24 protein-coding genes and 1 tRNA gene are annotated in these 21,652 nt (G+C 60.1%); 16 read left to right on the top strand and 9 right to left on the bottom strand.

Annotated features, from left to right (window positions below):
• Positions 1-45: 45 nt before the first annotated feature.
• Positions 46-567 (top strand): cyclic nucleotide-binding domain-containing protein, encoded by a 522-nt coding sequence (locus VFI82_08735; GenBank protein HET7184760.1) that lies wholly within the window; start codon positions 46-48, stop codon positions 565-567.
• A 306-nt stretch (positions 568-873) separates the two neighbouring features.
• Positions 874-1,185 carry an antibiotic biosynthesis monooxygenase gene (locus VFI82_08730; protein ID HET7184759.1) on the top strand — a complete coding sequence of 104 codons (312 nt, stop codon included), beginning with the start codon at positions 874-876 and terminating at the stop codon, positions 1,183-1,185.
• A gap of 112 nt (positions 1,186-1,297) precedes the next feature.
• Here the strand turns inward: VFI82_08730 and VFI82_08725 are convergent, their stop codons facing one another.
• Genes VFI82_08725 through VFI82_08715 form a run of 3 tightly spaced genes read right to left on the bottom strand, consistent with a single transcriptional unit; the run spans position 1,298 to position 2,277 of the window.
• Positions 1,298-1,675: a hypothetical protein gene (locus VFI82_08725; protein ID HET7184758.1), complete on the bottom strand. Its 378-nt coding sequence runs from the start codon at positions 1,673-1,675 to the stop codon at positions 1,298-1,300.
• Between the two features lie 57 nt (positions 1,676-1,732).
• Positions 1,733-1,894 (bottom strand): hypothetical protein, encoded by a 162-nt coding sequence (locus tag VFI82_08720; GenBank protein HET7184757.1) that lies wholly within the window; start codon positions 1,892-1,894, stop codon positions 1,733-1,735.
• Positions 1,895-1,902: 8 nt separating this feature from the next.
• Entirely contained in the window at positions 1,903-2,277 is a 375-nt protein-coding gene (locus VFI82_08715) for a response regulator (protein HET7184756.1), read from the bottom strand.
• Positions 2,278-3,021: 744 nt separating this feature from the next.
• On the opposite strand from VFI82_08715, the gene VFI82_08710 reads away from it, so the two are divergent.
• Positions 3,022-6,249, top strand: a complete 3,228-nt coding sequence (locus VFI82_08710) for a TonB-dependent receptor (GenBank protein HET7184755.1) — start codon at positions 3,022-3,024, stop codon at positions 6,247-6,249.
• 329 nt (positions 6,250-6,578) lie between these two features.
• Here VFI82_08710 and VFI82_08705 read toward each other — a convergent pair whose 3' ends face one another.
• A complete protein-coding gene (locus VFI82_08705; protein ID HET7184754.1) occupies positions 6,579-6,797 on the bottom strand; it encodes a hypothetical protein in 219 nt (72 codons plus the stop codon).
• Between VFI82_08705 and VFI82_08700 the strand changes: the two genes are divergently transcribed.
• Positions 6,796-7,215, top strand: coding sequence for a hypothetical protein (locus VFI82_08700; protein HET7184753.1), 420 nt, complete (start codon positions 6,796-6,798; stop codon positions 7,213-7,215). The genes VFI82_08705 and VFI82_08700 overlap by 2 nt on opposite strands.
• 74 nt (positions 7,216-7,289) lie before the next feature.
• Positions 7,290-7,366, top strand: a tRNA-Arg gene (locus VFI82_08695).
• A gap of 230 nt (positions 7,367-7,596) precedes the next feature.
• On the opposite strand, the gene VFI82_08690 is transcribed toward VFI82_08695, so the two are convergent.
• Positions 7,597-8,310, bottom strand: coding sequence for a PilZ domain-containing protein (locus VFI82_08690; protein ID HET7184752.1), 714 nt, complete (start codon positions 8,308-8,310; stop codon positions 7,597-7,599).
• 813 nt (positions 8,311-9,123) lie between these two features.
• Between VFI82_08690 and VFI82_08685 the strand changes: the two genes are divergently transcribed.
• The 3 genes from VFI82_08685 (at position 9,124) to VFI82_08675 (ending at position 12,274) form a co-directional block, all read left to right on the top strand.
• Positions 9,124-9,369 carry a helix-turn-helix domain-containing protein gene (locus VFI82_08685; protein ID HET7184751.1) on the top strand — a complete coding sequence of 82 codons (246 nt, stop codon included), beginning with the start codon at positions 9,124-9,126 and terminating at the stop codon, positions 9,367-9,369.
• Positions 9,370-9,926: 557 nt separating this feature from the next.
• Complete coding sequence (locus VFI82_08680) at positions 9,927-11,036, top strand: beta-propeller fold lactonase family protein (GenBank protein HET7184750.1); 1,110 nt, start codon at positions 9,927-9,929, stop codon at positions 11,034-11,036.
• A 149-nt stretch (positions 11,037-11,185) separates the two neighbouring features.
• On the top strand, positions 11,186-12,274 hold the full coding sequence (locus tag VFI82_08675) for an ATP-dependent 6-phosphofructokinase (protein ID HET7184749.1): 1,089 nt from the start codon (positions 11,186-11,188) through the stop codon (positions 12,272-12,274).
• A gap of 32 nt (positions 12,275-12,306) precedes the next feature.
• On the opposite strand, the gene VFI82_08670 is transcribed toward VFI82_08675, so the two are convergent.
• Positions 12,307-12,738 (bottom strand): hypothetical protein, encoded by a 432-nt coding sequence (locus VFI82_08670; GenBank protein HET7184748.1) that lies wholly within the window; start codon positions 12,736-12,738, stop codon positions 12,307-12,309.
• A 294-nt stretch (positions 12,739-13,032) separates the two neighbouring features.
• On the bottom strand, positions 13,033-14,382 hold the full coding sequence (locus tag VFI82_08665; protein HET7184747.1) for a glycosyltransferase family 39 protein: 1,350 nt from the start codon (positions 14,380-14,382) through the stop codon (positions 13,033-13,035).
• Positions 14,383-14,595: 213 nt separating this feature from the next.
• Between VFI82_08665 and VFI82_08660 the strand changes: the two genes are divergently transcribed.
• From VFI82_08660 to VFI82_08645, 4 genes are all read left to right on the top strand, one after another.
• Positions 14,596-15,171 carry an aminodeoxychorismate/anthranilate synthase component II gene (locus VFI82_08660; protein HET7184746.1) on the top strand — a complete coding sequence of 192 codons (576 nt, stop codon included), beginning with the start codon at positions 14,596-14,598 and terminating at the stop codon, positions 15,169-15,171.
• Positions 15,172-15,325: 154 nt separating this feature from the next.
• Complete coding sequence (locus tag VFI82_08655; GenBank protein HET7184745.1) at positions 15,326-15,649, top strand: PilZ domain-containing protein; 324 nt, start codon at positions 15,326-15,328, stop codon at positions 15,647-15,649.
• 88 nt (positions 15,650-15,737) lie between these two features.
• Positions 15,738-16,733 carry a hypothetical protein gene (locus VFI82_08650; protein HET7184744.1) on the top strand — a complete coding sequence of 332 codons (996 nt, stop codon included), beginning with the start codon at positions 15,738-15,740 and terminating at the stop codon, positions 16,731-16,733.
• Between the two features lie 88 nt (positions 16,734-16,821).
• Entirely contained in the window at positions 16,822-17,712 is an 891-nt protein-coding gene (locus VFI82_08645) for an energy transducer TonB (GenBank protein ID HET7184743.1), read from the top strand.
• A 76-nt stretch (positions 17,713-17,788) separates the two neighbouring features.
• Here VFI82_08645 and VFI82_08640 read toward each other — a convergent pair whose 3' ends face one another.
• Positions 17,789-18,112 carry a YtxH domain-containing protein gene (locus VFI82_08640; GenBank protein ID HET7184742.1) on the bottom strand — a complete coding sequence of 108 codons (324 nt, stop codon included), beginning with the start codon at positions 18,110-18,112 and terminating at the stop codon, positions 17,789-17,791.
• A gap of 326 nt (positions 18,113-18,438) precedes the next feature.
• Between VFI82_08640 and efp the strand changes: the two genes are divergently transcribed.
• The 4 genes from efp to VFI82_08620 all read left to right on the top strand — a co-directional run bounded on the left by efp (position 18,439) and on the right by VFI82_08620 (position 21,324).
• On the top strand, positions 18,439-18,999 hold the full coding sequence (gene efp / locus VFI82_08635; protein HET7184741.1) for an elongation factor P: 561 nt from the start codon (positions 18,439-18,441) through the stop codon (positions 18,997-18,999).
• A gap of 88 nt (positions 19,000-19,087) precedes the next feature.
• Positions 19,088-19,390, top strand: a complete 303-nt coding sequence (locus VFI82_08630; protein ID HET7184740.1) for an acylphosphatase — start codon at positions 19,088-19,090, stop codon at positions 19,388-19,390.
• Entirely contained in the window at positions 19,390-19,941 is a 552-nt protein-coding gene (locus VFI82_08625) for an adenine phosphoribosyltransferase (GenBank protein HET7184739.1), read from the top strand. The genes VFI82_08630 and VFI82_08625 overlap by 1 nt, the downstream gene beginning before the upstream one ends.
• A 69-nt stretch (positions 19,942-20,010) precedes the next feature.
• Positions 20,011-21,324 (top strand): SpoIIE family protein phosphatase, encoded by a 1,314-nt coding sequence (locus tag VFI82_08620; GenBank protein HET7184738.1) that lies wholly within the window; start codon positions 20,011-20,013, stop codon positions 21,322-21,324.
• Between the two features lie 17 nt (positions 21,325-21,341).
• Here the strand turns inward: VFI82_08620 and VFI82_08615 are convergent, their stop codons facing one another.
• Entirely contained in the window at positions 21,342-21,608 is a 267-nt protein-coding gene (locus tag VFI82_08615) for a hypothetical protein (protein ID HET7184737.1), read from the bottom strand.
• Positions 21,609-21,652 lie beyond the last annotated feature (44 nt).

Here is a 21,652-nt window from a genome sequence, read left to right as displayed (position 1 = left end):
TGAGGGCCGGGATGATTCAGCGCCAGTTCGGTTCTGACTCGTCATTTGCCGTTCACCGCCAGGCTGATACAATCCAGCGGTTCCCCTAAAATTTCAAATCAGCAACGTGACCGCGCGATGACGAAAGAATTGCGGGCGAATCGACAGGATTTCCTTACTGCTGCCATGGCGGCGGAGAACCGCTTGGAGTACGTTACCCTCAACGACTGGGCTTTGCTATTGGATAAAGCTAAATACCGATCTTTCGCAAAAGGTGAAGAGCTCATCCATATTGGAAGGCAAGAGCCGGTGGTCATCTTTCTGGCCAAAGGATCGGCCAGGATCGTTTCTGGCCGTCGCTGGCCTATCGCAACCGTTGCGGCTGGGGAAATTCTCGGCGATATGGCATTCATGGAAGGAACGCAATCCAGTGCCACCGTCCTGGCCGAGACCCCGATCGAGGCCTATCTCATCTCGTGGAGCGACCTGCGCCACCTTTTTGAATCATATCCACACCTTGGGTCGCGGTTCTATCGTTCCGTCGCCGTCAGTCTTTCGCGCCGCCTGCGCCGGCAGATTTCAGAGTAGGTTCTTGTCGACTGACCGACCGCCGACCAGCTGGCAAGTCTCGAATGATGAACTCGCCGCTCGCCCTCATCCTGCTTCAACATGGCTGGTGAAGGGAATCGGAAGGTGTGACAAAGGTCATCGCCACGGCTCAGGTTGCGTTTAGAATGTGCGGTTGTAAGAAGGAGCGGGGCCATGTTCACCCGATCCGAAAATACAATTGCTTGGTTCGACCGTCCGCCATCCTCTGATCCAAACCAACACCTAACCCGCCCGGCGTCCTTGTTGGTGCTGTTGCGGTGATCACACCTAGCGGAGGAAACCCCAATGTTCACACGTATGATGACCTGCACACTGAAGCAGGGGAACAAAGAAAAGTTCTTGGAAGCTGCACGCCAACTGCGCGGCGCTTACAAGGACCAGACCGGCTTTGTCGACCTGCTCACCTTCATCTCGGACGAACGTCCTGACCGCGCCCTGGTTGTCGCTGTCTGGAGGACGAAGTCAGATTCCACACAGTTCTACTTGAACTCTGCTCCCCTGCTGGACCTGAAGCCTTTCCTTGAGGAGCACCAGATCGAGCATTACCATCTGGAGCCTTCGAGCGTGTTCGGGATTGGCAGCGGCAAAGCCGCCTAATCATGGCTGCTTTGTGATCTCCGATTCCTGATTGCTGGCTTGCCGCTAATACTGCCACTGCGCGGGCTGCAAGGGAAGGGAATCGGAGATCACAAACTCCCAGAGTGTGGCGTCAGGAATCACGAGCGCTGTCGAGCACCGCATACGCCTCATCAACGCTACGCACGACATACAGGTTCGGTCGCGTCACGCGCGCAAGTTCCCGGTATTGGCTGACCAACTGGAACGCGATGTCGGCAGGAGCGACGACGACGTGAATCGAGGTCTCATTGAAGATGCTCTTAACTTGTGCCATCGCCGAAAGAGCCGCCTCGGACACAGTCAGCGAAGACACCCGGCTGAAGTCAACCACTTCTGAGAAGCTCGGGTCAAAGGCGGGACTGTCGAGGATCGTATTTCGATGGGTAAGGATATCTTCGTCGCTCACCGCACCGTAAAACGTCGAGACTGCGAGCTTGCGCTTGCGGTCGATCTTCAGAACACCCGGCACGCCATCGATCCTCGCGGTACTGATCCTATCGCGAGGGGGCCTGGGGAACCTACAGCATTAGGAGGCATCCTGCATTCGCACGCCAATCGGCACTTCCTCTTCCAGAATCTCTTCCTCAACCATGCCAGCCAGCAGCAAGAGAAAAATCTCCTCACCGGTGAGCTTGCGCTGCAGCAAGCGTTCCACCTTTGACATCACGCGCTCGGTCAGGCCAGTCATGTCCAAGATTACGGTTTGCCCAGCAGCGCCAGCAGCTCATCGGTTGGCGTGGGCTTCGCCAATACTTCAAAATCTTGGCCGCGCGCGTGCGCGTCGGCAAGAGTTTTGGTAGAGCTTGTATCGCCCGACATCAAGATGACGCGGCAATTCGGCACGGACTTTAAGATTTCAAGCGCCAACGCCACCCCGGTTGTACTGTCGAGCTGAATGTCGCACAACAAAATGTCGGGGCACTGCAACTTTGCCGTCTTCAACCCGTTGGCGGCGCTGACCTCTCCTGCCGCATGGAATCCGACGGAACGAAGCACGAGCACCAACGTCTGCATCACTGTCGGCGAGTCATCTATCACGAGAATTTTTTTCCTCGGAGTGTCTGCAGGCATGAGACACCGCTTGCACTGCACGTTGCTAACCACTTAGCACTTTGCTTGTCGATGCGTGGGATCAGCAGCTTATGGCTGTCGGGTTAGAGTGGGTTAAGAAGGTGCGCAAGCAAAACTTTGCATACCCGAAGGAAAACGAGCTGCAGCATCGGCGGCATTCCGGCGGCAGATTTCAGAGTACTTTGTTGAACACGTCCCGCGACCCTTGAAATCGCCCAAAATCGGCAGAAATAATCTCGCTATCCTCAAAATTGCGTCTCCGAATTTCCGGTGGCTAGGCTTTGCCGTGGGCGCCTCGCGCTCCAACTGATGCCGCAAGGTTCTTTCTGTGCTTGCGTATGTCTTGCAGGAACACGGGAGCATTTTTCCGCCGATGGTGGTATCCTCTTCGACTTCCGATCCTGCCTTTCAGTTCGCGGGGATGACAATGGCGTTGGCAGCGGCCCTACTGGTTGAGGCAGCCCGAACCCTGGCGACCTGCGGATATGGTTTTGTGTATGGAAATGTGGGATGTGTCGGCGGCAATCTCCGAAATGCCATAGATAAGCGTGTGCTAGCATGCTCAAGCTGTTGGTTTTGAACACCACATCATTGGCACGCCATCTGCTTGATGTGTCTAACAAGTCGGTTATGCCGACTCGACACAGTTCACGGCCGGCGTACACCGTTTCGGCGCCGCACACGGCTCGGTACCTAGGCGATCACGAATTGATGCGGGTAATTGCTCAACTGTAAGGAGACGTTATGAAAAGAGCACTCGTGCTTTCTCTTCTGCTATTGGCGTTGGCTGCGGTTCCGGCCTCGGCACAGCAGACTACCGGGCAGATCAACGGAATTGTAACCGATGCTACCGGCGCCGTGCTGGTGCACGCGCAAGTTACCGCGCGCAATCCTGAAACCGGCCTGCAACGGAGTGCGACAAGCGGAACCAGCGGAGATTATGTCATCGACCTTCTTCCTCCCGGCAATTACGAAGTGCGAGTACAAGCCCCTGGATTCACCACGTCGGTGCAAAAGGGTGTGCCCCTGCTGATCGGCAAAGCGGTGTCCCTCGATTTCAAACTCAAGCCGGGCGCCGCGAGCGAGGTGGTGGAGGTAACGGCCGAGCCGCCGTCGGTCGATCTGACCCACTCCGACATCAGCAGCAACGTGACCCCGACGGAGATCAAGGATCTTCCGGTCCGAGACCGCAATTTTGCTAACCTGATGTCGCTGGTGCCCGGGGTTCGCCCGACCCCGAATTTCGATCCCACCAAGAGCCGTTCCGGCACCGTGTCGGCTGGCGGCAGTGACGGCCGCGCCTGGGATTACAACGTCGACGGCGGCGACAACAAGGACAACGTCATCGGCGGAATCGTTCAGAACTATACGCTGGAAGGTATCCAGGAGTTCAACGTCGTGACGCAACGCTACACCGCCGAATCGGGACGCTCGGTCGGCGGGGTAGTGAATGTCATCACCAAGTCCGGCACCAACACGCTGCATGGCTCCGGTTTCGGAGATTTCCAAAACAGCTATCTCAACGCCAAATCGGCCTTCGACCGCACGGCCGGCCCGGACGGAAAATTGTTCACCGCGGACGACGTGCAACTTCCCAAACCAAACTTCAAGCGGTATTACTTCGGAGGCTCGATCGGCGGGCCGATTATCAAGGACAAGTTCTTTTTCTTCGGGGCCTACGAGCACAAGCGCGAACTGGCTGGCATCAACCCCGATCCGACCGCGGTAACGAACCTAAGCTTGCTGCCGTTTGCAGCGCCCGCGTCGAAGATCACGACCCCGTTCTTTGATCACCTCGCTACCGTGAAGCTCGACTACCACGTCAACGACCGCCAGAGCCTGTTCCTACGCTATGGCCGGGAGCGCTGGACCACCCAAAATGATCAGCCAACCTCCAACGGCCCGCCAATCGCCGACCTCAGCGAAGCCACTGCTAACGTCAACCAGTTTCATTCCCTGGTGCTGCAGCACACCTTGACGATTTCGAACTCTAAGGTCAACGTAGCCAGCGTGCAGTTCCAGGACTTCGTGAATGCCATCACTGCCACCCCGGGCCGTACCTTCACTCTTCCGATATCCGGTGGCGGAGTTGCCGCCAACCCGCTGCTCACCTTCCCGAGCGCGGAGTTGGGCAACAACATCAACGTTCCCCAGCAGACCCTCATCCGCAAATACCAGTTCCGCGATGACTTCAACTGGACGGTAGGCCGCCACAACTTCAGATTTGGCGGCAATGAGCTCTACCTGGCCAAAATGGGAGGCTTTTTTTTCTCGGGCCTCGGCTACCAACTCATCTTCAACGATGACCCGGTGGATATTTTCGGGTCAAAGAAGGCGCTTTATCCGCAAGGATTGGCGACGCCAGGCGCTGTGCAGGAGTTGATTTACAGCGCTGGCAACGGCCGCACCGACAATCCCCAACAACCCAATTTGCTGGGCTTGTATTTTCAGGATGACTTCCGGATCACCCCGCGTCTCACTCTCAACCTCGGTATGCGCTGGGATGCCAACATCAGCTTCCTCAACGCACAACTAACCGGTGATCCGCTGACCAGCAATCGCACCGTCGCAGTGCTGCGGCAGTTGGTAGCCGCTAACCCGCAGGGCGCGGCGGTCCAGGACGGCATGAGTTTCGCCCGGTTTTTGGCCGGCAACGACGAGGCGCTGCGGCGGAAAACGGCTTCCTTCAAGGAATTCCAGCCGCGGTTCGGGTTCGCCTGGGATCCGAGCGGCAGCGGCAAGTACGTAATTCGTGGCGGTTACGGCATCGCCCGTGACCAGATCTTCCAGAACCTGACGCTATGGTCCATTCAGCAGTCGAACACAACCCTTTATCAGAGCGGCCTGATTGACCTGTCTGGGTCAGACTTGGCCACCTTCCGGTTCGGCGTGGATCCTCTGCCTGCTCCGGCCCCCGCCGCCACCAATCTCGCCTTTGGCGCCCGCGGCCGCGTAACGGCACCCGACGTCACCGATCCTTGGTCGCAGCAGATGTCCATCGGGACGGCCGTTGCGCTCGCGCACGAACTTTCGCTTTCCATTGATTACACCCACGTCCTGGGCACGCATGAGCCCCGCATGCTCGACTACAATCCCAGGATCAGCGAGGTTTGCAACGCAGCCTTCCCGGGTTCCAATCCTGCTGATGCAAGATGCGTCCGCGGCGCAGGCACTCGCATTCTCGACGCCGCCTTGGCGGCCGCCGGCATTGGCGCCGGCCGGTTTGCCGATATCCGTACTGTCGAAAGCAACAATCGCTCGTTCTATGACGGTATTAACTTCGTCGCCCGCAAGCGCATGTCGCACCGGATGCAGTTTCAGACCAGTTACGTCCTCTCCTGGTCGCGCTCCTGGGGAGGTGTACCGGTTGCTTCTTACGGCGGCTCGTTCCTGACTGAGGACCCGAGGTTGCAGTTCCGGCCCAACAACTTCGGGTACACGGACTATGACGAGCGTCACCGCTTCACCTTCAGCGGAGTTTTTGACCTGGGACACGGCTTCCAACTGTCGCCCCTGTTCCAGGCAGCCTCGGCTCGTCCTATCGATCCCTTCCCCAACGCCGATATTGACGGCGATGGACGCGTGTTCTTGGATCGGGTCTGCTCTCCCTTCGATCCTAACAAAATTACGGCCGCGAACTTTGCTCCGGGTTGCACCCAGGTCAAGCCGAACTCGCTGCGAGGCTTTCCCTTCGTGCAGATGGATCTCTCTGCCGCAAAGACGTTCAGGCTGGGCGAACGAGTGTCGGCACGTTTCTCCTGGCAGTTCTACAACTTGTTCAACCGTTTCAACAAGTGCAACGCCGTGTTGAATGACGCCAGCAGCAGCTTGTTCCGCCAGCCGCTCAGTGGGCCTATTAGCGGGCCGTATTGCGCGGTCAGCGGTGGTGTGTTCGGTACAGGAGGCGCGTCCTACGGTCCGGGCATCAGTACCCCGTTCCGGTCACAGCTTGGACTGCGTTTCGACTTCTAGGAAGGGGAGTTGCTGACACGCTGCAGGAGGAAGGTGTAAGCGTGAACACGATCCGCATCAGGCTGGGGTAAAGTCGCTGGACATGACGCTCGCTTATTTGAGAGGGAAGGACGCCGAATCGGAAGCGGCGCAGGGGATGCGAACAGCAGCAGCTTAGCGGAATTTGCATAACGCAGGAATGCTCGACCGAAATCGCTCACAGGTGCATCCGCTCGCTGGCGCCAGAAGACCGAGCCGCCCGGAATGGCCGTGCTGGTGTAAGCGAAGAGCACGGGGGTATGAGTCTCGTCGTCCACGCAGGAACCTCACCCAGAGGTTCCTGGCAGCCCCTAAGGCACGACCGCCAAAGGCGCAGCGAGGCTGCCCGTCCGGCCTGAACTGTCCCGCACCACCAACCGCACGCTGTATTGTCCCGGCGGAAGCTCGAGGGCGCTGGCATAGGTCAGACCGTGCTCGCGCAGGCGGGCCTCGTTGTCTGGCGTGAGATCAGCTTCGAGGGTGCGCGCGAGCGGCGTGCCGACCGGCTTGCCGTCGGGGAGTTTAGGCATGGCGACAACATCGAATTCCATGTGGTTGTCCCCTCCCGCCCTCGCGAAATCCGCCATCAATTCTAGTTCGAAGGGCACGCGCTTCATGCCCCGCGTCTGCGCTGCTAATCTGGACAATCTCGCTCGGCGCGAGGTCAAACCGACTCTCAAAGCAGCCGATGTTCCATGGCACGGCTGGTATGCCCTGCGACGTGGCATTGGGACACAGATTACTGCACAGAGTAAAGACCCGCTTGCGGCAAAGGGCATGCTGCGGCACGACAACGTGGCCACAACCGAGGCCCACTACATCAAGGATGTACCCGAGAACACGCGTCACGCGATGCAGGCTGTGGAGCAGCGCATCCAGGCGCTCGTAGTGAAGCGTCACGAGGAACAAATATCCGCGCGGGAGGCCACTCCGGTAGCAAAGCTGTAGAATAGAGCGAGGTAGGTTTAGTCTGACTAGGAATCGTGCAGCAAAAGTGCAGCGACCCGCCGCTAAGTCTTTGTGGCCCTGTAGCTCAGATGGATAGAGCAGCGGTTTCCTAAACCGCGTGTCGGCAGTTCGAATCTGCCCAGGGCCCCCAGTTCCCGCGAAATGTTTCTAGGCTGCGCCCGGACGTGACAGCTGGAATCCTTCCAGCCGCCAGTCAGCGCGAACTCTTGAGCGACGGGGACGGGTCTGCGCACCGCCGCCTACGATCACGACCACGGCGAGCAAGAACAGAGATGCAAATACAACCAGGCTCAGCAACAACGCGGACGAGTCAGTCATAGCGCCAATCTCCTAGCTCGCCGTCATTTCCAAGGCGGCGGTTCAAGCCGAAGCCACGTCGCACCTGACGCGGACCGACCATTTGCCGGCTTCGCGCTGGCCGCCAACCGCCATCACGCGCGCCTTTGTAGTGCGGTTATCGCCAAAGGTAACGCGCAAAACTGCACCTGGTTCGACCGTGGTCCGCAGCAGCGCATGGGCTTCTTCAGCGTGGGTGAAAACCATGTCAACCCGTTCAGCAAACGGCAAACGAATGGCTGACATCCCGGACACCAACGCGGGGATGCTCCGCGGGTCAGCCAGAGGCATCGAGGGTGGCGCTTTGTCGGCAGTTCCGAGCTCCGCGATAGCAGAAGTTGCAGAGACATCGGTCGCCTTGTTCGACGGAAGTGCTGTGTTGCGGCGACGATGGAGATGCACATCTCCATCGTCTTTGCTGGGGAAAGACACACCCCAGAAGTTGCCGGGATCGTCGAGCTCGATGCCGTAGTGCCGATCGCTGCGCTTATCCATCCAAACCACCCGGCCCGGCAGCGATTGCTGGCCCCGCCGCTTCTTGACGCGCAGCTGCTCGCCTTGGGTCAGCTGGCCGCGCGTGCTGGTGATCCGGATGCGCGCTCCGTGTTTGCTCACGGTTATGGTTTCAGCATCGAGAACGCTGTCGTCGCCGATTTCTATGGAAAGCTGGATTTTGAGTTGAACGCGAGCGCTGCGGCGTTTATAGGCCCGGGGGGAGACCGTGGTGGACGATCGCATTCCAATATCATTGTCGGTTCGCTTCTGAACGACAAGTAACCGAGGGACAGGGGCTTGGGAACATTCCGTACAGGTGGGCGCTTGTCCGCTGGCTGAGCTACTTCACGTCTCGTAACCTGTTTTTAATCATGGATTCACACGCAGAGGTTGGAATGGGCTGGCATGGGAAGTGCGGAAAGAGTGCCGTCCACTACTACGATCTACCTTGAACTCCTGCAAATGACGCTGAGCGCCTGCGAATTGGGCTTTACTTGGACTGGCTGCGTGGGCTTACTGCAATCGAAGATCGCGTGGAGACGGGAACCGAGAAAAACCGCGCGGGAAAATTAGAAGGGCCGTGACATTGGTTATGGTCTAGCCGCCGACTCCTGCGAGGGAGTCAACGACGTGGACGCATGTACCGTCACAGCCCCTGATGCGATCGCCGCTTTCGCGGTACCGAACCCCAACGGAACCTCGCAGTATCCGTCGGTTTTTTCGGGTCCGGCCACTCAACGAGTTGCCTCGCCTCGCGGATCACCCGGCCTACTTCGGACTAGCGACTTATTATTTTCGCCAACCCTTTCGACCGTCGACGCCCCGGATACTAACACTGAACTAAATCCTGTCAACGCCCACAATCGGTGCAACGCTCGAAAGTTCTAGCCGCTTGCTGCCGCTGCGCATAGCCGAGTTTTCCTCCTGGTTTTGCACGACCAACCACCGATTGCTGCGAAGAAGAGGCAAAATCGCTGTGGTATTCTTCGCCCGAATAAGCTACTCGGAACCAGCGAGGCTCCCGTGCAGGACATTCTGGAGTCGCTCGTAGTAAAGATGGACAGAGGCGGCATCTCCTACCGGGAGGCTCTCTCGGAGTTCAGGAAGGCATTCGTCTGTGCTGCGCTTCGCGAGAATAAGGGAAACCTGAGCAAGGCCGCGCCGGCCTTGGGTTTGCACCGCAACACCCTCACCCGAATCTGCTTTGAACTCCAGATCGACACGAGATCCTTCCGCCCTGGCAGGCGACGACCGCCAAAGAGCGCACTGTCTCCAGGTCTCGTTAAACGGTCCGTGCGGTAATGTGCCAGCGTCCTGCTCAACCGCGCTGCACTCGCTGAGGGAAGTGTCGCCGCCGATGGCTCGATGACTCACGTGTGATTCGCGGCGCAGCGCTAGTGCACCGATGGCGGTGGCCCACATTCGCGAGCCCAGCGGGCTGATGAGCTCGAGTACCCAGTACGAGTCGCCCGGAGCGGGCGTGCTCAGGTACGGGTTGCGAAGCCATCACATTCAGCCGTGACCGCCGTGCTTGACTTGACCGCTCCTCCCGCTAGAATGTGCGGCATCCGCGAACGCGTCTGACCGAGCCGCCGATTCCAACCCGGGCGGCTCAAGGTATTTTTGGAGCTTTGTTATCAATATTTTGCCTCTAAACTATTCGGCCTCAATATTTTGCGGCGAATTTTTTCGTAAGCTGCTGATTCCTTAAGATCGACCGGGGGAGGGGGAGGGGGGCCCATGGCCAAAATTTCGCCGGCAAAACTCCCGCCCCAGCTGAAATCTTTATACTCTGCCGTGGAATCTCCCACGTCATTGGCGAAGGCTCCGGGTTTGTTAGACTCAGGCGAGTGGCAATCATGATCTTGCGTGTGGTTACGGTAATGCTTTCCATGCTACTGTTGTGGTCCGGTTGTGGCGGCCACGACTTCTGGACCACCTCGACCACCACCAGCACGACCACCAATCCAACCGGCGCGGTCCCCAAGTTCGCTTACGCTTCCAACTTCAATGCCGGCAGCACCGGCAGTGTTTCCGCCTATACGGTTAACTCCTCCGGCGGTGCTCTTACTGCCACCGCCAGTTCGCCTTTTACTGCCGGGACCGGCACGGTCGCGGTCGACGCCGACTCCGCCGGCAAGTTTGTCTATGCCGCCAATCAGGACGGAACCGTGTCCGCCTACACCATCAACCGGACCGACGGGACGCTGACAGCAGTCTCCGGTTCGCCGTTTACCGCCGGGACCTCTCCCGTCTGGGTGGCGGTCGATCCCGGCGCTCGTTTCGTGTATGTCGAAAACGGCGGCGCCAAAACCATTTCCTCGTTCGCGATCAACTCCAGTAACGGCGCGCTGACCCCGATCGGCCAAAACATCACCCTGGCCGCCGCTCCCATCCGCGCCACCGTGGACCCTGCGGGACGATTCCTCTATGCCTCCATGGGTACGGCAGGGACCGCCATCTTCCGCATCAACAGTGATGGCACAGTTGCGGTGGTGCGCACCGCGCCGGCAGCGCCTTGCGCCAGCTCTGTCGCGGTGGTGATTGATGCCAATTCGCGCTTCGCCTTCGTGGCCGACGGCGCCACCGGAATTTGCAATTACGCCATCAATGCCAGTACCGGCGACCTGGTACTGATCAACTCTTCGATTAATCCCAGCGGCGCATCGGTGGCACTGGCCAGCGGCGCCAACGGCAAGTTCCTGTTCGCCGCTAACAAGACAACCAACAATCTTGCCGGCTTCGTGATCAATGCCGACGGCAACCTTACTGCCATGACCGGTTCGCCGTTTTCGGTGGGGACATCGCCGGTCGACGTCACCGTCGATCCTTCCGGCAGCTTCGTCTATGTCGCCAACAACGGCAGCAATTCCATTTCGATTCTCAGCATCACAAGCGGCAATACTCTCTCGTCCGGAACTACTGCAACCACCGGCACGAACCCGAGTTCCGTGGTGGTGACCCAGTAGGTTTGAGCTTCAAGCGTTTGCCCTGCAATTTTTCGCCGTTTATTTTTTGCGGTTTGCATTTTCGCTGGTAAGTTTTACGACGCGCCAGTTTTCACTCGCCGCTCATTCGCCCTGGCTAAAAGCTAAGAGCTAACAGCTAAGAGCTCCTCATGACCGAAATCAGAACCATTGGCATTTCCACCGGCGGCGGCGATTGTCCGGGACTGAACGCCGTGATCCGCGCCGCCACCCGCTCGGCAATCCTGAAACACGGCTGGCGCGTCGTCGGCATCACCGACGGCTTCGACGGCCTGATCTGGCCGGAGCGCTCGCGCGAACTGACACTGGACAGCGTTAGCGGCATCCTGCCGCGCGGCGGTACTATTCTCGGCACCACCAATCGCGGCAATCCTTGCAAGTACAAGACCGTCGTCGACGGCTGCGAAGTCGTGCGCGACATGGCGCCGCATGTAATTGAGAACGCGCGCAAGCTCGGCCTCGACGCCCTGATCGTTGTCGGCGGCGACGGCACCCAGGCCATTGGCTTGGAGCTGTTCCGCCACGGCCTCAATGTCGTGGGCGTGCCCAAGACCATCGACAATGACCTGTCCGCCACCGACGTGACCTTCGGCTTCGATACCGCTCTTCATACCTGCACCGACGCCATCGACAAGCTGTTCAGCACCGCCGAGTCGCACCACCGCGTTATGGTCGTCGAGGTCATGGGCCGCGATGCCGGCTGGATCGCCCTCGAAGCCGGCCTGGCTGGCGGCGCCCATGTAATCCTGATCCCCGAGATTGTTTTCGACCTGCGCAAGGTCTGCCAGTTTGTGAACCAGCGCGACGCCACCGGGAAGAAGTTCACCATCGTGGTCGTCGCCGAGGGCATCAAGCCCGGGCTGGAGCTGAATGCCCGGTTCCAAGAGGAGAAGCGCATGTTCCCGCGGGCAGGGGCGGCCGGTAACCTGGTCGGCAACGCGCTCGGCATGTGCACCAAGAAAGATGTGCGCGTCACCGTGCTCGGCCACGTGCAGCGCGGCGGCTCTCCCTCTCCGTTCGACCGCATCCTGAGCACGCGTTTCGGCGTCGAGGCGGTGGAACTGATCGCGCGCGGAGATTTCGGGAAGATGGTTGCCCTTCGCGGCGCGCATGTCGAGACGGTCGATATCGCGGAAGCGGTCGGGTCCAGGAAACTGGTGAATCCGAACGGCGAGATGGTGCGCATTGCGAAGGCAATCGGCGTGTGTTTTGGAGATTGAAATAAGGGCGCGGCCGCGAGCGGCGGAAGCGTCTACTTTTTGAACAAATTCTCGAATGCCTTGCGGGCGTCGTCAGCGCGCATGCCGGCGGAAGATGTCTCCCGTTCCACCGCGGTCCGCATGGCGAATAACCCGCATTCATTGCGTGTGTCCTTGCGCGCGACGCGCTCCAGGATGGTCTGGCGGCACTCGAAGCGGCTGGCGGGATCGAAATGCATGCACTGCTTGCAGGAGTGCAGCTCAAATCCGCACTTGGGACATTGCCCCACCGGGTCGGTGATCATGGTGAGCACGGTCCCGCACTGCGCGCAGCGCGACACCGTCCGGGTTCCCGGCATATTGAGCGCGCGCGGCCCAAAGGTTTCCTCCTTCTTCGGACGCGGCGGCTGCCCCGGGCCGCGGGACTCGGGCTTGTCGCCGCCACGGTCCTTGTAGCCGTGCTGGCGGTATTTCTGTTCTGACACGATGACCTCCTGGATTGATCGCGATGGGAATTGGGAGTGGAAACCCAGTGTAGCGCGAGCGCGGCGGAAAAGCACCCGGGCAAACCTCCACCGTGCCGGGTGGAGCAAGGGAAGACAACTTGTGGCCGAGGTCCCCGCAACCCTGACGGGAAAAAAGGAAAAGCGTGCGCAACGTATGATGTGGGGTGAGGATGGCAACGTTGCGCACGCGTTCAGTTGTAAGGGCAGAGTAGCAGCGCGGCGGAGTCGCGCCTAGGTCATGCGTCATGCTTGAGTGTGACCGGCGTCACACAATCAATGTTCATTCCTCGGTTGCCGCAGCGGCAGCAGGCAAGCCAGCAGCAACAGCATGAGCGGTTCCAGCACATGCCGATAGCGCACCTGGCTGTAGGTGATGTAATAGGGGATGGGATAGAGCAGCAAAACGGCGAAGAACAAAGGCCAGGCGCGGACCCGCCGCAGGATCGCGAACAGCATCGAGGGCAGGAGCAGGAAGCTGAACCAGGCAAAACTCCACGGCAGCCAGTACCAGACGACCTGCGGCCGATACCCCATGGCGCTGCCGTCCCAGAAGTAGGCCACGCGCTGGGCGGTGGTATGGATGGCTCGGCTTGGATTCTCGCGAACCGCGGACAGCGCCTCCCGCAGCTTCGACCGGACGTAGGTGGGTTCGCCCATGGTACGGTAGCGCTGCAGTTCCGCGGCGTTGCCCATAGGATGCTGCTTGATCCAACCACGCGGAGTGGCATAACGCGCGTTCCCCAGCCAGAATTCAAAGCCGAAATTACCGCGCACGAAAGCCCATTGGCCAAGGACAACGCGATTGCGCACCAGCCATGGCGAGATCACCAGTAGGCAGGCTGCGGCGGCGACCAAGGCGTGTTTCGTCCATTGTTGCCACCACACCTGGGCAGGTTCGAGAGCGAACGCGCGCTCTGGTGAACGCATTTGATATGCGCACCACACCAGTGACGGAGGCAGCAGCGTCAGCAGGGCCGGGTTTACCAGCAGCGCGAACCCCCAAAGCGCTCCGAAGCCAAGCCACAGCTTCCATGATGCCGGTTCGGCGAGGCGCAACGCGTACCAGAACAAACACGCAAACAACAGCGTGCTGAGGCTGATTTCCCAGATCCAGCACACGGCCCACTTGCTGAACCACGGGAAGATGGCCCACAAGAGCGCGGCAGGGATCCCGGCGCGAGGTCCGACAGTTCGTTTCGCGATGCCGAGGATGGGCACACAAGTGAGCGCCGAGATCAAGCTTTGCAGCAATATCAACGCGATCGCGGCCTTGGTGCTGAAGACGCCAAAGCAGCGAAAGAAGAGCGCGCAAAGATACGGATAGACTGGCGCGATCCAGGAGGTCGGCCCGGTGTAATCAGCGCTGAAGGGGGAACTGAAGCCGCGGCCCTCGGCAATCGAGCGTGCGATGCTGGTGGTCTCGTTGTGGTAGGAGTATTCATCGATGCGGTAGGCATCGAAAAGGTAGGTGCGGGCGGCGAGCATGAAGCCGATACGCACCGCGAAGGCGACCACCACCATCCAGAAAGCCGGCGAGCGCAGCCAGGGACTCCGGCGCGGCCGACTGACAGGGGAGAGTACCTGCGTCGGCGGGCATTCCAGCGATGCGGTGCGGGTGCTCATCAGGCGTATTGCAGGGCAGCGTACCACGGATCGGAGCGGGATCCAGAGCGGGGTACTACGCTTGTAAACCCATGGCGCTGGAACAGAACGCCTATACACGACAAAGGACCACGGCGCAGTGCAGCCAGGTCGTATGATTAAATTGGAAATACGTTTGCTGCTCGGAATGAAAGAACGCAGGGTTGAATGGCAGCAACCGGGCTCGTTTCGAAAATGATTTTTGTACTCGATAACTACGACTCGTTCACTTACAACCTGGTCCAGTATCTCGGCGAGATGGAGCAGGAGGTTGAGGTGCGCCGCAACGACCAGATTACGCCCGCGGAAATCGAATCGTTGCATCCTTCCCACATCGTGGTATCGCCGGGGCCATGCACGCCGCAAGAGGCGGGAATCAGCATCGAATTGATCCGGCACTTCGCCGGCAAGGTTCCGGTGCTGGGCGTCTGCCTGGGACATCAGGCGATTGGCGCGGCCTTCGGCGGCAAAGTGGTGCGGGCGGCACACCTGATGCACGGCAAGACCAGCCAGATCGAGCACGACGGCCGCACCGTGTTCGCAAAAATTCCTTCGCCTATGCAGGCGACGCGCTATCACTCGTTGATCGTTTCGGAAGACAGTCTGCCGGAGGAATTGGAGGTCAGCGCGCACACCATGGACCAGGATGGCAAGCGCGTCATCATGGGGCTGCGCCACAAGCAGTATCCCGTCGAAGGCGTGCAGTTCCACCCGGAAAGCGTGCTGACCGCACACGGGCGAGAGATTCTTCGTAACTTCCTGCAACTCTAAAACGGCGGATTGGCGGGCCGGAAAGCCGCAAAACGCCGAGCCTGCCGGTTTTGGTACATGCCGCAGATTGGGCCCTGGTACAGCTTCGGTAATCTGTCGAAATGCTTGACAGTTTGACCGCCCGAAGAGATGCTTACGCCTGCGGAGGGTACCCATGGCTCAACCCCAAAGGGAACAGCGTTCAACCCGGCGTTTCTCCCTGCGGCTTCCGGTAACGGTCAAGTTCAGCGACGCGGGTGAAAAAACGGCACACACCCGGGACGTCAGCGCGCGCGGCATTTGCTTTTACCTGGATTCCAGTGTCACGGAAGGATCGGACATCGAGTTTACCCTCACGCTGCCTCCGGAGATCACGCTGACGGAGAGCATCCGCGTTCATTGCAAGGGCAAAGTGGTGCGAGTAGAGCCGCAGGACCCGGGCGGGCGAGTCGGAATCGCCGCCGTCATTGAACGTTACGAGTTTCTTGCCGAGCCCTAGGCTCCGGCCGGGTGGTTGACGAGCTAGAGTCCAGGCAACGAGTCGGCTCACTTCCGTTTCCACCCCAAACCCGTTTACCATAGCGGCAATGCCTCTCCTTCGATTGCTGGCGAGCAGCCTTGCCTTGGTTGCCGCAGCCATGCTGAACCCGGCTGCGGCGCAGGAGCAGGCGCAGAAACCCATCGGGGAGATATACGCCTCGGACGCCAGCGTCACTGGCGCCGTACAACTGGCCAGCAGCGGCATGCAGGTGATGAGCGGGGCTTCGGTCGGCGCAGGCCAGGCGGTTGCGCTATTGCGTTTGACGCGAGGCGGCAACGTGCGCATCTGCCCGCGCACCAGCCTTTCCCTCAGCAGCGCACGCGATGGACTGATGGTGGGGATGAACAGCGGCGCGGTGGAAACAGATTATTCGCTGGCCGCCGGCGCCGCCGGGGACGCAATCATCACGCCGGACTTTCGCATCATGCTTGCCGGGCCCGGGAACATTCACATAGCCATCGGCTCGGACGCGCGCGGCAACACCTGCATTCGTCCGCTGGCCAACAACTCCGCACCGATTATGGTTTCCGAGCTGATGGGCGACGGCACCTACCAGGTGGGCGCGGACGAGCAGGTGGTGTTTGAGCGCGGCAAGCTCGCCAACATGTATCACGTCATCTCTGATTGCGGATGTCCAGCACCGGCGCCGGTGATGCGTGCGGCGGCGCCACCCTTGGAGATTCCGAAGATCGCGGACTTGCGGTCGGCCCCGCCGCCTCCGTCGCTGTCGATTCCCCTGACGCAGCCGGCTTCACCAACGGCCCCGCTTCCCGCTGCCACGCCGCAAGAGGTCCACGTGGAGGTGGACGCTCCGTTTGTATTCAGCGCGGAGGAGCCGCTACCCGCTCCTCTGGAACAGATGGCCGAGTTGAAGTTTACCTCGGCGGCGCCATTTGCGCTGACCCCCGCCCCGCCACAACGGTCGGGCCGGAAGCAATCACAGAAACTATCCAAGGCGGGTGAGATTGCCCAGGAAGCGCCCAGGAAGAGGACGGGATTTTTCGGCAAAGTGCGTTCCTTCTTCGCCTCGGTATTCCATTAAGGACCGTGGGATATGCCACCCAGGTGGTGGGGGAGCAAGTTTTCTGAAACCTTTGTGGCAGAATCAGGTCTATACTTATTGAGGAAGCATGCCCGTTCCTGCTGTCGGTAAAGCACCGGTGAAGCATCCTGCGGGGGCCGAGTCGCATGACTTCATGCCCGCACTGTTTGGGCTGGAGTATTCGACCTACGGCACCAAGCCGACGAACTTTCTTGTCTCTTTTCTCCTGCACACGTTGATGGCGGCAGTGCTGCTGATCTCGACCTCGTTCGTGGTCAGCCATCGCCAGGAAATCAAGGCAACGGTAACGGGCGTAGTGACCGACATCAGCCCCTACATCCTGCCGCCTTCATCGACCAAGGCGGGCGGTGGCGGCGGCGGAGGCGACGGCGACAAGCTGGCAGCATCCAAGGGCGCGTTGCCCAAGCTGGCGCGCGAACAGTTCACGCCTCCCGCAGTGGTGATCCGCAATCCCGATCCCAAGCTTCCGGTGGAACCCACGGTTGTCGTGCCGCCGGAGATCAAGCTGCCGCAAACAGGGCAGTTGGGCGATCCGCTTTCCAACGTATTGGGGCCGCCGTCGAATGGTCCGGGAAGCGGCGGAGGAATCGGCAGCGGTAGCGGTGGCGGAGTTGGCTCGGGCCGCGGCCCAGGCGTGGGACCAGGTTGGGGCGGCGGCATCGGCGGCGGGCCGTATCGAGTGGGCGGCGGAGTGAGCGCTCCGCGCGTGCTCTATCAACCGGATCCCGAATATTCAGAAGAGGCGCGGAAGGCGAAATACCAGGGCACGGTGGTGCTGTGGGTGGTAGTGGGACCTGACGGCCGGCCGCGCGACATCAAAGTGCAGCGCACGCTGGGCATGGGATTGGACGAAAAAGCGATTGAGGCGGTGCGGACCTGGAAATTCGAGCCCGCGCGCAAAGACGGGCAGCCAGTCGCGGTGCAGATCAACATCGAAGTAAATTTCCGGCTCTACTGAAGCGAATCGACAAGAAGAACGAAGCGCGGGTATGAGCCCGCGCTTTTCGTTTTCGCCGAACGAGCGGAACTGGAACCTACTTTCGCACTGCCTTGGCGAAGGGAGCGACCTTCTCCTTGGCCGTGTCCTTGGCGGTATTGGCCCACTCCTTGGCATTGCTGGCCCATTCCGAGCCCTTCTCGATCACGTCGCCGGCCTGCTCCTGCAGGTCGTCAATCACGTCGCGCGCGTCCTTGTACCTGCGCCGGAGTTCACGCCGCATCTGCTTGCCGGTCTTGGGGGCGAACAACAGCGCGGCCAGGGCACCCGCACCCAACCCGATAAACAGGAAGGTAATGGCGAGCCCCACCGAACTGCGGTCCGAAGGCTGATAGTCACCAAAATGCTCGTAGTCCGTCATTCGCACCTCACTTGTCGAATACCCAGCGTCATAGCAACCTGTGATTGTACGCCCGGCGCTTGCGCCTGGTTTGGGCACGCGGCTCGGTCACTGGCGCACCCTTATACGTCTGTTTTGAGCCTAATAATCTTAGAAAGGGACGCGCCGATGGGGTTGTCCGGAAACGAAATAGTGCTGTGGAGAAGCCGCCGGAATTTCCAAGCTCCCGGGCGCTAAGGTACAATCAACTGTTTGCCTTGCGAGGGCTGAGGTCGATGCTGACCAACCGGCGCTCCCGCCGCCGGTTTCCGCCTTCCATCAGAAGAATTCTAAGGAGACGTATCAGCATGGCGATTCCAGCCACCCAACTGCGCCCGGGGATGGTGATCAAGCACAACAACGACCTGCATGGCGTATTCAGCGTCGAGCACCGCACGCCCGGAAACCTGCGGGCGTTTATCCAGGCCAAGCTGCGCAACCTGCGTACGGGAGCGATGTTCGAATACCGCTTCCGTTCCGGCGATGCTATCGACAAGGTCACCGTGGACGAGGTGCAGATGGAATACCTCTATAACGACGGCGACGCCTACTACTTCATGAACACGGAAAATTACGAGCAAACGCACCTCACCCGGGACATCCTCGGCGACGCGGTGGACTACCTGATTCCCAACCTGCAAATCCAGGTCGAGTTCTTTGACGGCAAGGCGGTGGGCGTGGAACTGCCGCAGACGGTGGAATTGACCGTGGTCGAGACCGAACCCGGGCTGAAGAGCGCCACCGCCACCAACGTCACCAAGGCGGCCAAGACGGAAACCGGGCTGATCGTGCAGGTCCCGCCATTCATCAATGAAGGCGAAAAAATTCGCGTCGATACCAGCGAGGGAGCGTATCTCTCGAGAGCTTGATACATTGCCGATTGATGATTGTCGATGTTCGCGACGGATGGTGAAATCGACATCGGCAATCGACAATCGGAAATTGTTTGTGTTCCGCATGTCATCCGAAACCAAGTCGTCGCTTCAGACCCGCCGTTACATGGTTCGAGGCCGCGTGCAGGGGGTGGGTTTCCGCTGGTTCGTGGAGCGCGAGGCGCACGTGCTGGGCGTGTATGGCTGGGTGCGCAATACCTTTGACGGGAACGTGGAAGTGCTTGCCACCGGCACGCGCGAGCAGTTGTCGAATCTGCGGCGGAAGCTGCAGCAGGGGCCACGCGCGGCGCGGGTGGACGAGGTCGAGGAATCCGAGGCCCAGCCGGTCGAAGGCCTGAAGACATTTCGCATCGAGGGAGCGTGGTGATGCCGCAGCTCACGAAGGCGCCCACCGATTCTGATTTCCTGAAGCAGTTAATCCGCGAGGTCCCCGATTTTCCCAAGCCGGGGATCCTGTTCTACGACATCACCACGCTGCTCAAAGACAAGCTCGGCTTTGCCACTCTGGTGGACTGCCTGGGTCAGTGCTACATCGGGCGGCGAGTGGACCTGGTGCTCGGCATCGAGGCCCGCGGGTTTATCTTCGGGCCGGCACTTGCTTATCGGTTGAACGCCGGCTTCGTTCCCGTGCGCAAGCCGAAAAAACTTCCCGCCGAGACGGCGCGTTGGACGTACGAACTGGAGTACGGCAGCGACACGCTGGAGGTGCACAAGGACGCGATCCAGCCGGGGCAGAGCGTGATCATCGTGGATGACCTGCTGGCCACCGGCGGCACCGCAAAAGCGACTACCCAACTGGTGGAATCCCTCGGGGGCAAGGTTGCGAGCCTGGCATTCATTGTGGAGCTGGATTTCTTGCGGGGGCGCGAGAAGCTGTCGGGCCATGAAGTGGTGTCGCTGCTGCATTACGACAAATAGCGATATTTACAACGCCATGGCCCCTGCATATAGTAGCGGCACCCCAGGCGCATCCGGGGAAAGGTGACCTTGGATTCCCCTGTTGCCACCGCCGGCCAGTACCAGAAGACAATCCAGCAGCTCTCGGCGCTGTTCGAGGCCACCCGCCTGCTGAATTCCACCCTCGACTTGGCGGAACTGCTGGAGTTGATCCTGAAAATCGCGCGCGCCGAGGTCAATGCCGATCGCGGCACGGTGTTCCTGGTGGACAAAGACGCGCGGCAAATCTGGTCGATCGTCGCCATGGGCCTGGAGAAGCAGGAAATCCGCATGCCCTTCGGCGTGGGAGTGGCCGGCACCGTCGCTCAGACTGGCCAGCCGATCAACGTCCAAGACGCTTACCAGCTGGCGTGCTTTGACCCCACTACCGACCAGAAGACGGGGTATCACACGAAGTCGCTGCTCTGCATGCCGATACGGCACAAGGGCAGCGGAGAGATCGTGGGCGTCATCCAGCTGCTGAACCAGTTGATCGACGGCCGCTTCACCGCGGAGGACCAAGACTTCCTGGAAAAGCTTTCCGGCCACATGGCGATGGCGCTGGAAAACGCCCGCCTGCATCGCGCCGCGCTGGAAAAGCAGCGCATGGAGCGCGAGCTGGAAATGGCGCGCGGCATCCAGCGCAGCTTGCTGCCGGATGCGCCGCCGGTGCTCGAAGGTTACGAGCTGGCGGTTTCCAACATGCCATGCTTTGAATGCGGGGGCGATTATTACGATTTCATCAGCCTGGGCCAGGATACGCTGCTGCTGGTGATCGCCGACGTGGAAGGGAAAGGCGTCTCGTCGGCGCTGGTGATGTCGAACCTGCAGGCCACGCTGCACGCACTGGTCACCCACCTGCACTCGCTGGAAGTGCTGGCCTTGTCGTTGAACGAAATGATCTGCAACGACACCAAGTCACGCAAGTTTCTTAGCATTTTTCTGGGACTGCTGGACACGCGCCGCAACCGGCTGCACTACATCAATGCCGGACATGTGCCCCCGATCATCGTGAACGGCGAGAGCGGAGAGTACGAACTGCTGCAAGCCGGCGGCACGGTGGTGGGACTGTTCCCCGACTCCGAGTACTCGCGCGGCTCCGCCAAGCTGAATGCGGGCGACCTGCTTGTACTCTGCACCGACGGCATCACCGAACCCTGCAACGTCGAGGAAGAGGAGTTCGGCAGCGAACGGCTGGCGGAATCCGTTTCCCGTAATCGCCGTGGCAGTGCCGAGCAAATCGTCGATGCGGTGCACAAAGAGGTCAACGCTTTCTCGCTGGGAGGCACCCATACCGACGACAAGGTGCTGATGGTGTTGAAGGTCACGGAAGCCGGCGGCGTGGACAAAGCAGCGCGGCGTTAAACAGCCGGTTCCGGTTTTCAGGTTCGTGCTTCTTCGGTGACAACCAACCCGGCGTCTTTCCCCATATAGCCCTTCCGGTGAAACCAGTCTTCCATTGCGGCTTTCAAGCGGTCCAGGGGGACGCGCGCTCCGATCTCGATAACGCCATCCCCGGCTGGAAGGGTGTCGTCGAAGACCTGGTCGTTAGTGAAGTTGCGCATGGCAAAACTGTCCAGCCACTTCACGGGCGCGGGCAGACGCTTGCCCTCAGCTTCGTATTCGACGCGAATCTTGCGGGAGAACATTCCCACCCGGAACAGTAAGGAGAATGCCCCGCCCAGGTTGTGGC

Source organism: Terriglobales bacterium (assembly GCA_035691485.1).
Lineage (GTDB): Bacteria > Acidobacteriota > Terriglobia > Terriglobales > Acidobacteriaceae > JAIQGF01.
This window is presented reverse-complemented; position numbering and strand designations above follow the sequence as displayed.

Coding starts and splice junctions, on each gene's coding strand:
- VFI82_08730 (HET7184759.1), top strand. CDS start 874: ATGTTCACACGTATGATGACCTGCACACTGAAGCAGGGGAACAAAGAA.
- VFI82_08720 (HET7184757.1), bottom strand. CDS start 1,894: ATGACTGGCCTGACCGAGCGCGTGATGTCAAAGGTGGAACGCTTGCTG.
- VFI82_08715 (HET7184756.1), bottom strand. CDS start 2,277: ATGCCTGCAGACACTCCGAGGAAAAAAATTCTCGTGATAGATGACTCG.
- VFI82_08710 (HET7184755.1), top strand. CDS start 3,022: ATGAAAAGAGCACTCGTGCTTTCTCTTCTGCTATTGGCGTTGGCTGCG.
- VFI82_08700 (HET7184753.1), top strand. CDS start 6,796: ATGGCGACAACATCGAATTCCATGTGGTTGTCCCCTCCCGCCCTCGCG.
- VFI82_08705 (HET7184754.1), bottom strand. CDS start 6,797: ATGCCTAAACTCCCCGACGGCAAGCCGGTCGGCACGCCGCTCGCGCGC.
- VFI82_08690 (HET7184752.1), bottom strand. CDS start 8,310: ATGCGATCGTCCACCACGGTCTCCCCCCGGGCCTATAAACGCCGCAGC.
- VFI82_08685 (HET7184751.1), top strand. CDS start 9,124: ATGGACAGAGGCGGCATCTCCTACCGGGAGGCTCTCTCGGAGTTCAGG.
- VFI82_08680 (HET7184750.1), top strand. CDS start 9,927: ATGATCTTGCGTGTGGTTACGGTAATGCTTTCCATGCTACTGTTGTGG.
- VFI82_08675 (HET7184749.1), top strand. CDS start 11,186: ATGACCGAAATCAGAACCATTGGCATTTCCACCGGCGGCGGCGATTGT.
- VFI82_08665 (HET7184747.1), bottom strand. CDS start 14,382: ATGAGCACCCGCACCGCATCGCTGGAATGCCCGCCGACGCAGGTACTC.
- VFI82_08660 (HET7184746.1), top strand. CDS start 14,596: ATGATTTTTGTACTCGATAACTACGACTCGTTCACTTACAACCTGGTC.
- VFI82_08655 (HET7184745.1), top strand. CDS start 15,326: ATGGCTCAACCCCAAAGGGAACAGCGTTCAACCCGGCGTTTCTCCCTG.
- VFI82_08650 (HET7184744.1), top strand. CDS start 15,738: ATGCCTCTCCTTCGATTGCTGGCGAGCAGCCTTGCCTTGGTTGCCGCA.
- VFI82_08645 (HET7184743.1), top strand. CDS start 16,822: ATGCCCGTTCCTGCTGTCGGTAAAGCACCGGTGAAGCATCCTGCGGGG.
- VFI82_08640 (HET7184742.1), bottom strand. CDS start 18,112: ATGACGGACTACGAGCATTTTGGTGACTATCAGCCTTCGGACCGCAGT.
- efp (HET7184741.1), top strand. CDS start 18,439: ATGGCGATTCCAGCCACCCAACTGCGCCCGGGGATGGTGATCAAGCAC.
- VFI82_08630 (HET7184740.1), top strand. CDS start 19,088: ATGTCATCCGAAACCAAGTCGTCGCTTCAGACCCGCCGTTACATGGTT.
- VFI82_08625 (HET7184739.1), top strand. CDS start 19,390: ATGCCGCAGCTCACGAAGGCGCCCACCGATTCTGATTTCCTGAAGCAG.
- VFI82_08615 (HET7184737.1), bottom strand. CDS start 21,608: ATGTTCTCCCGCAAGATTCGCGTCGAATACGAAGCTGAGGGCAAGCGT.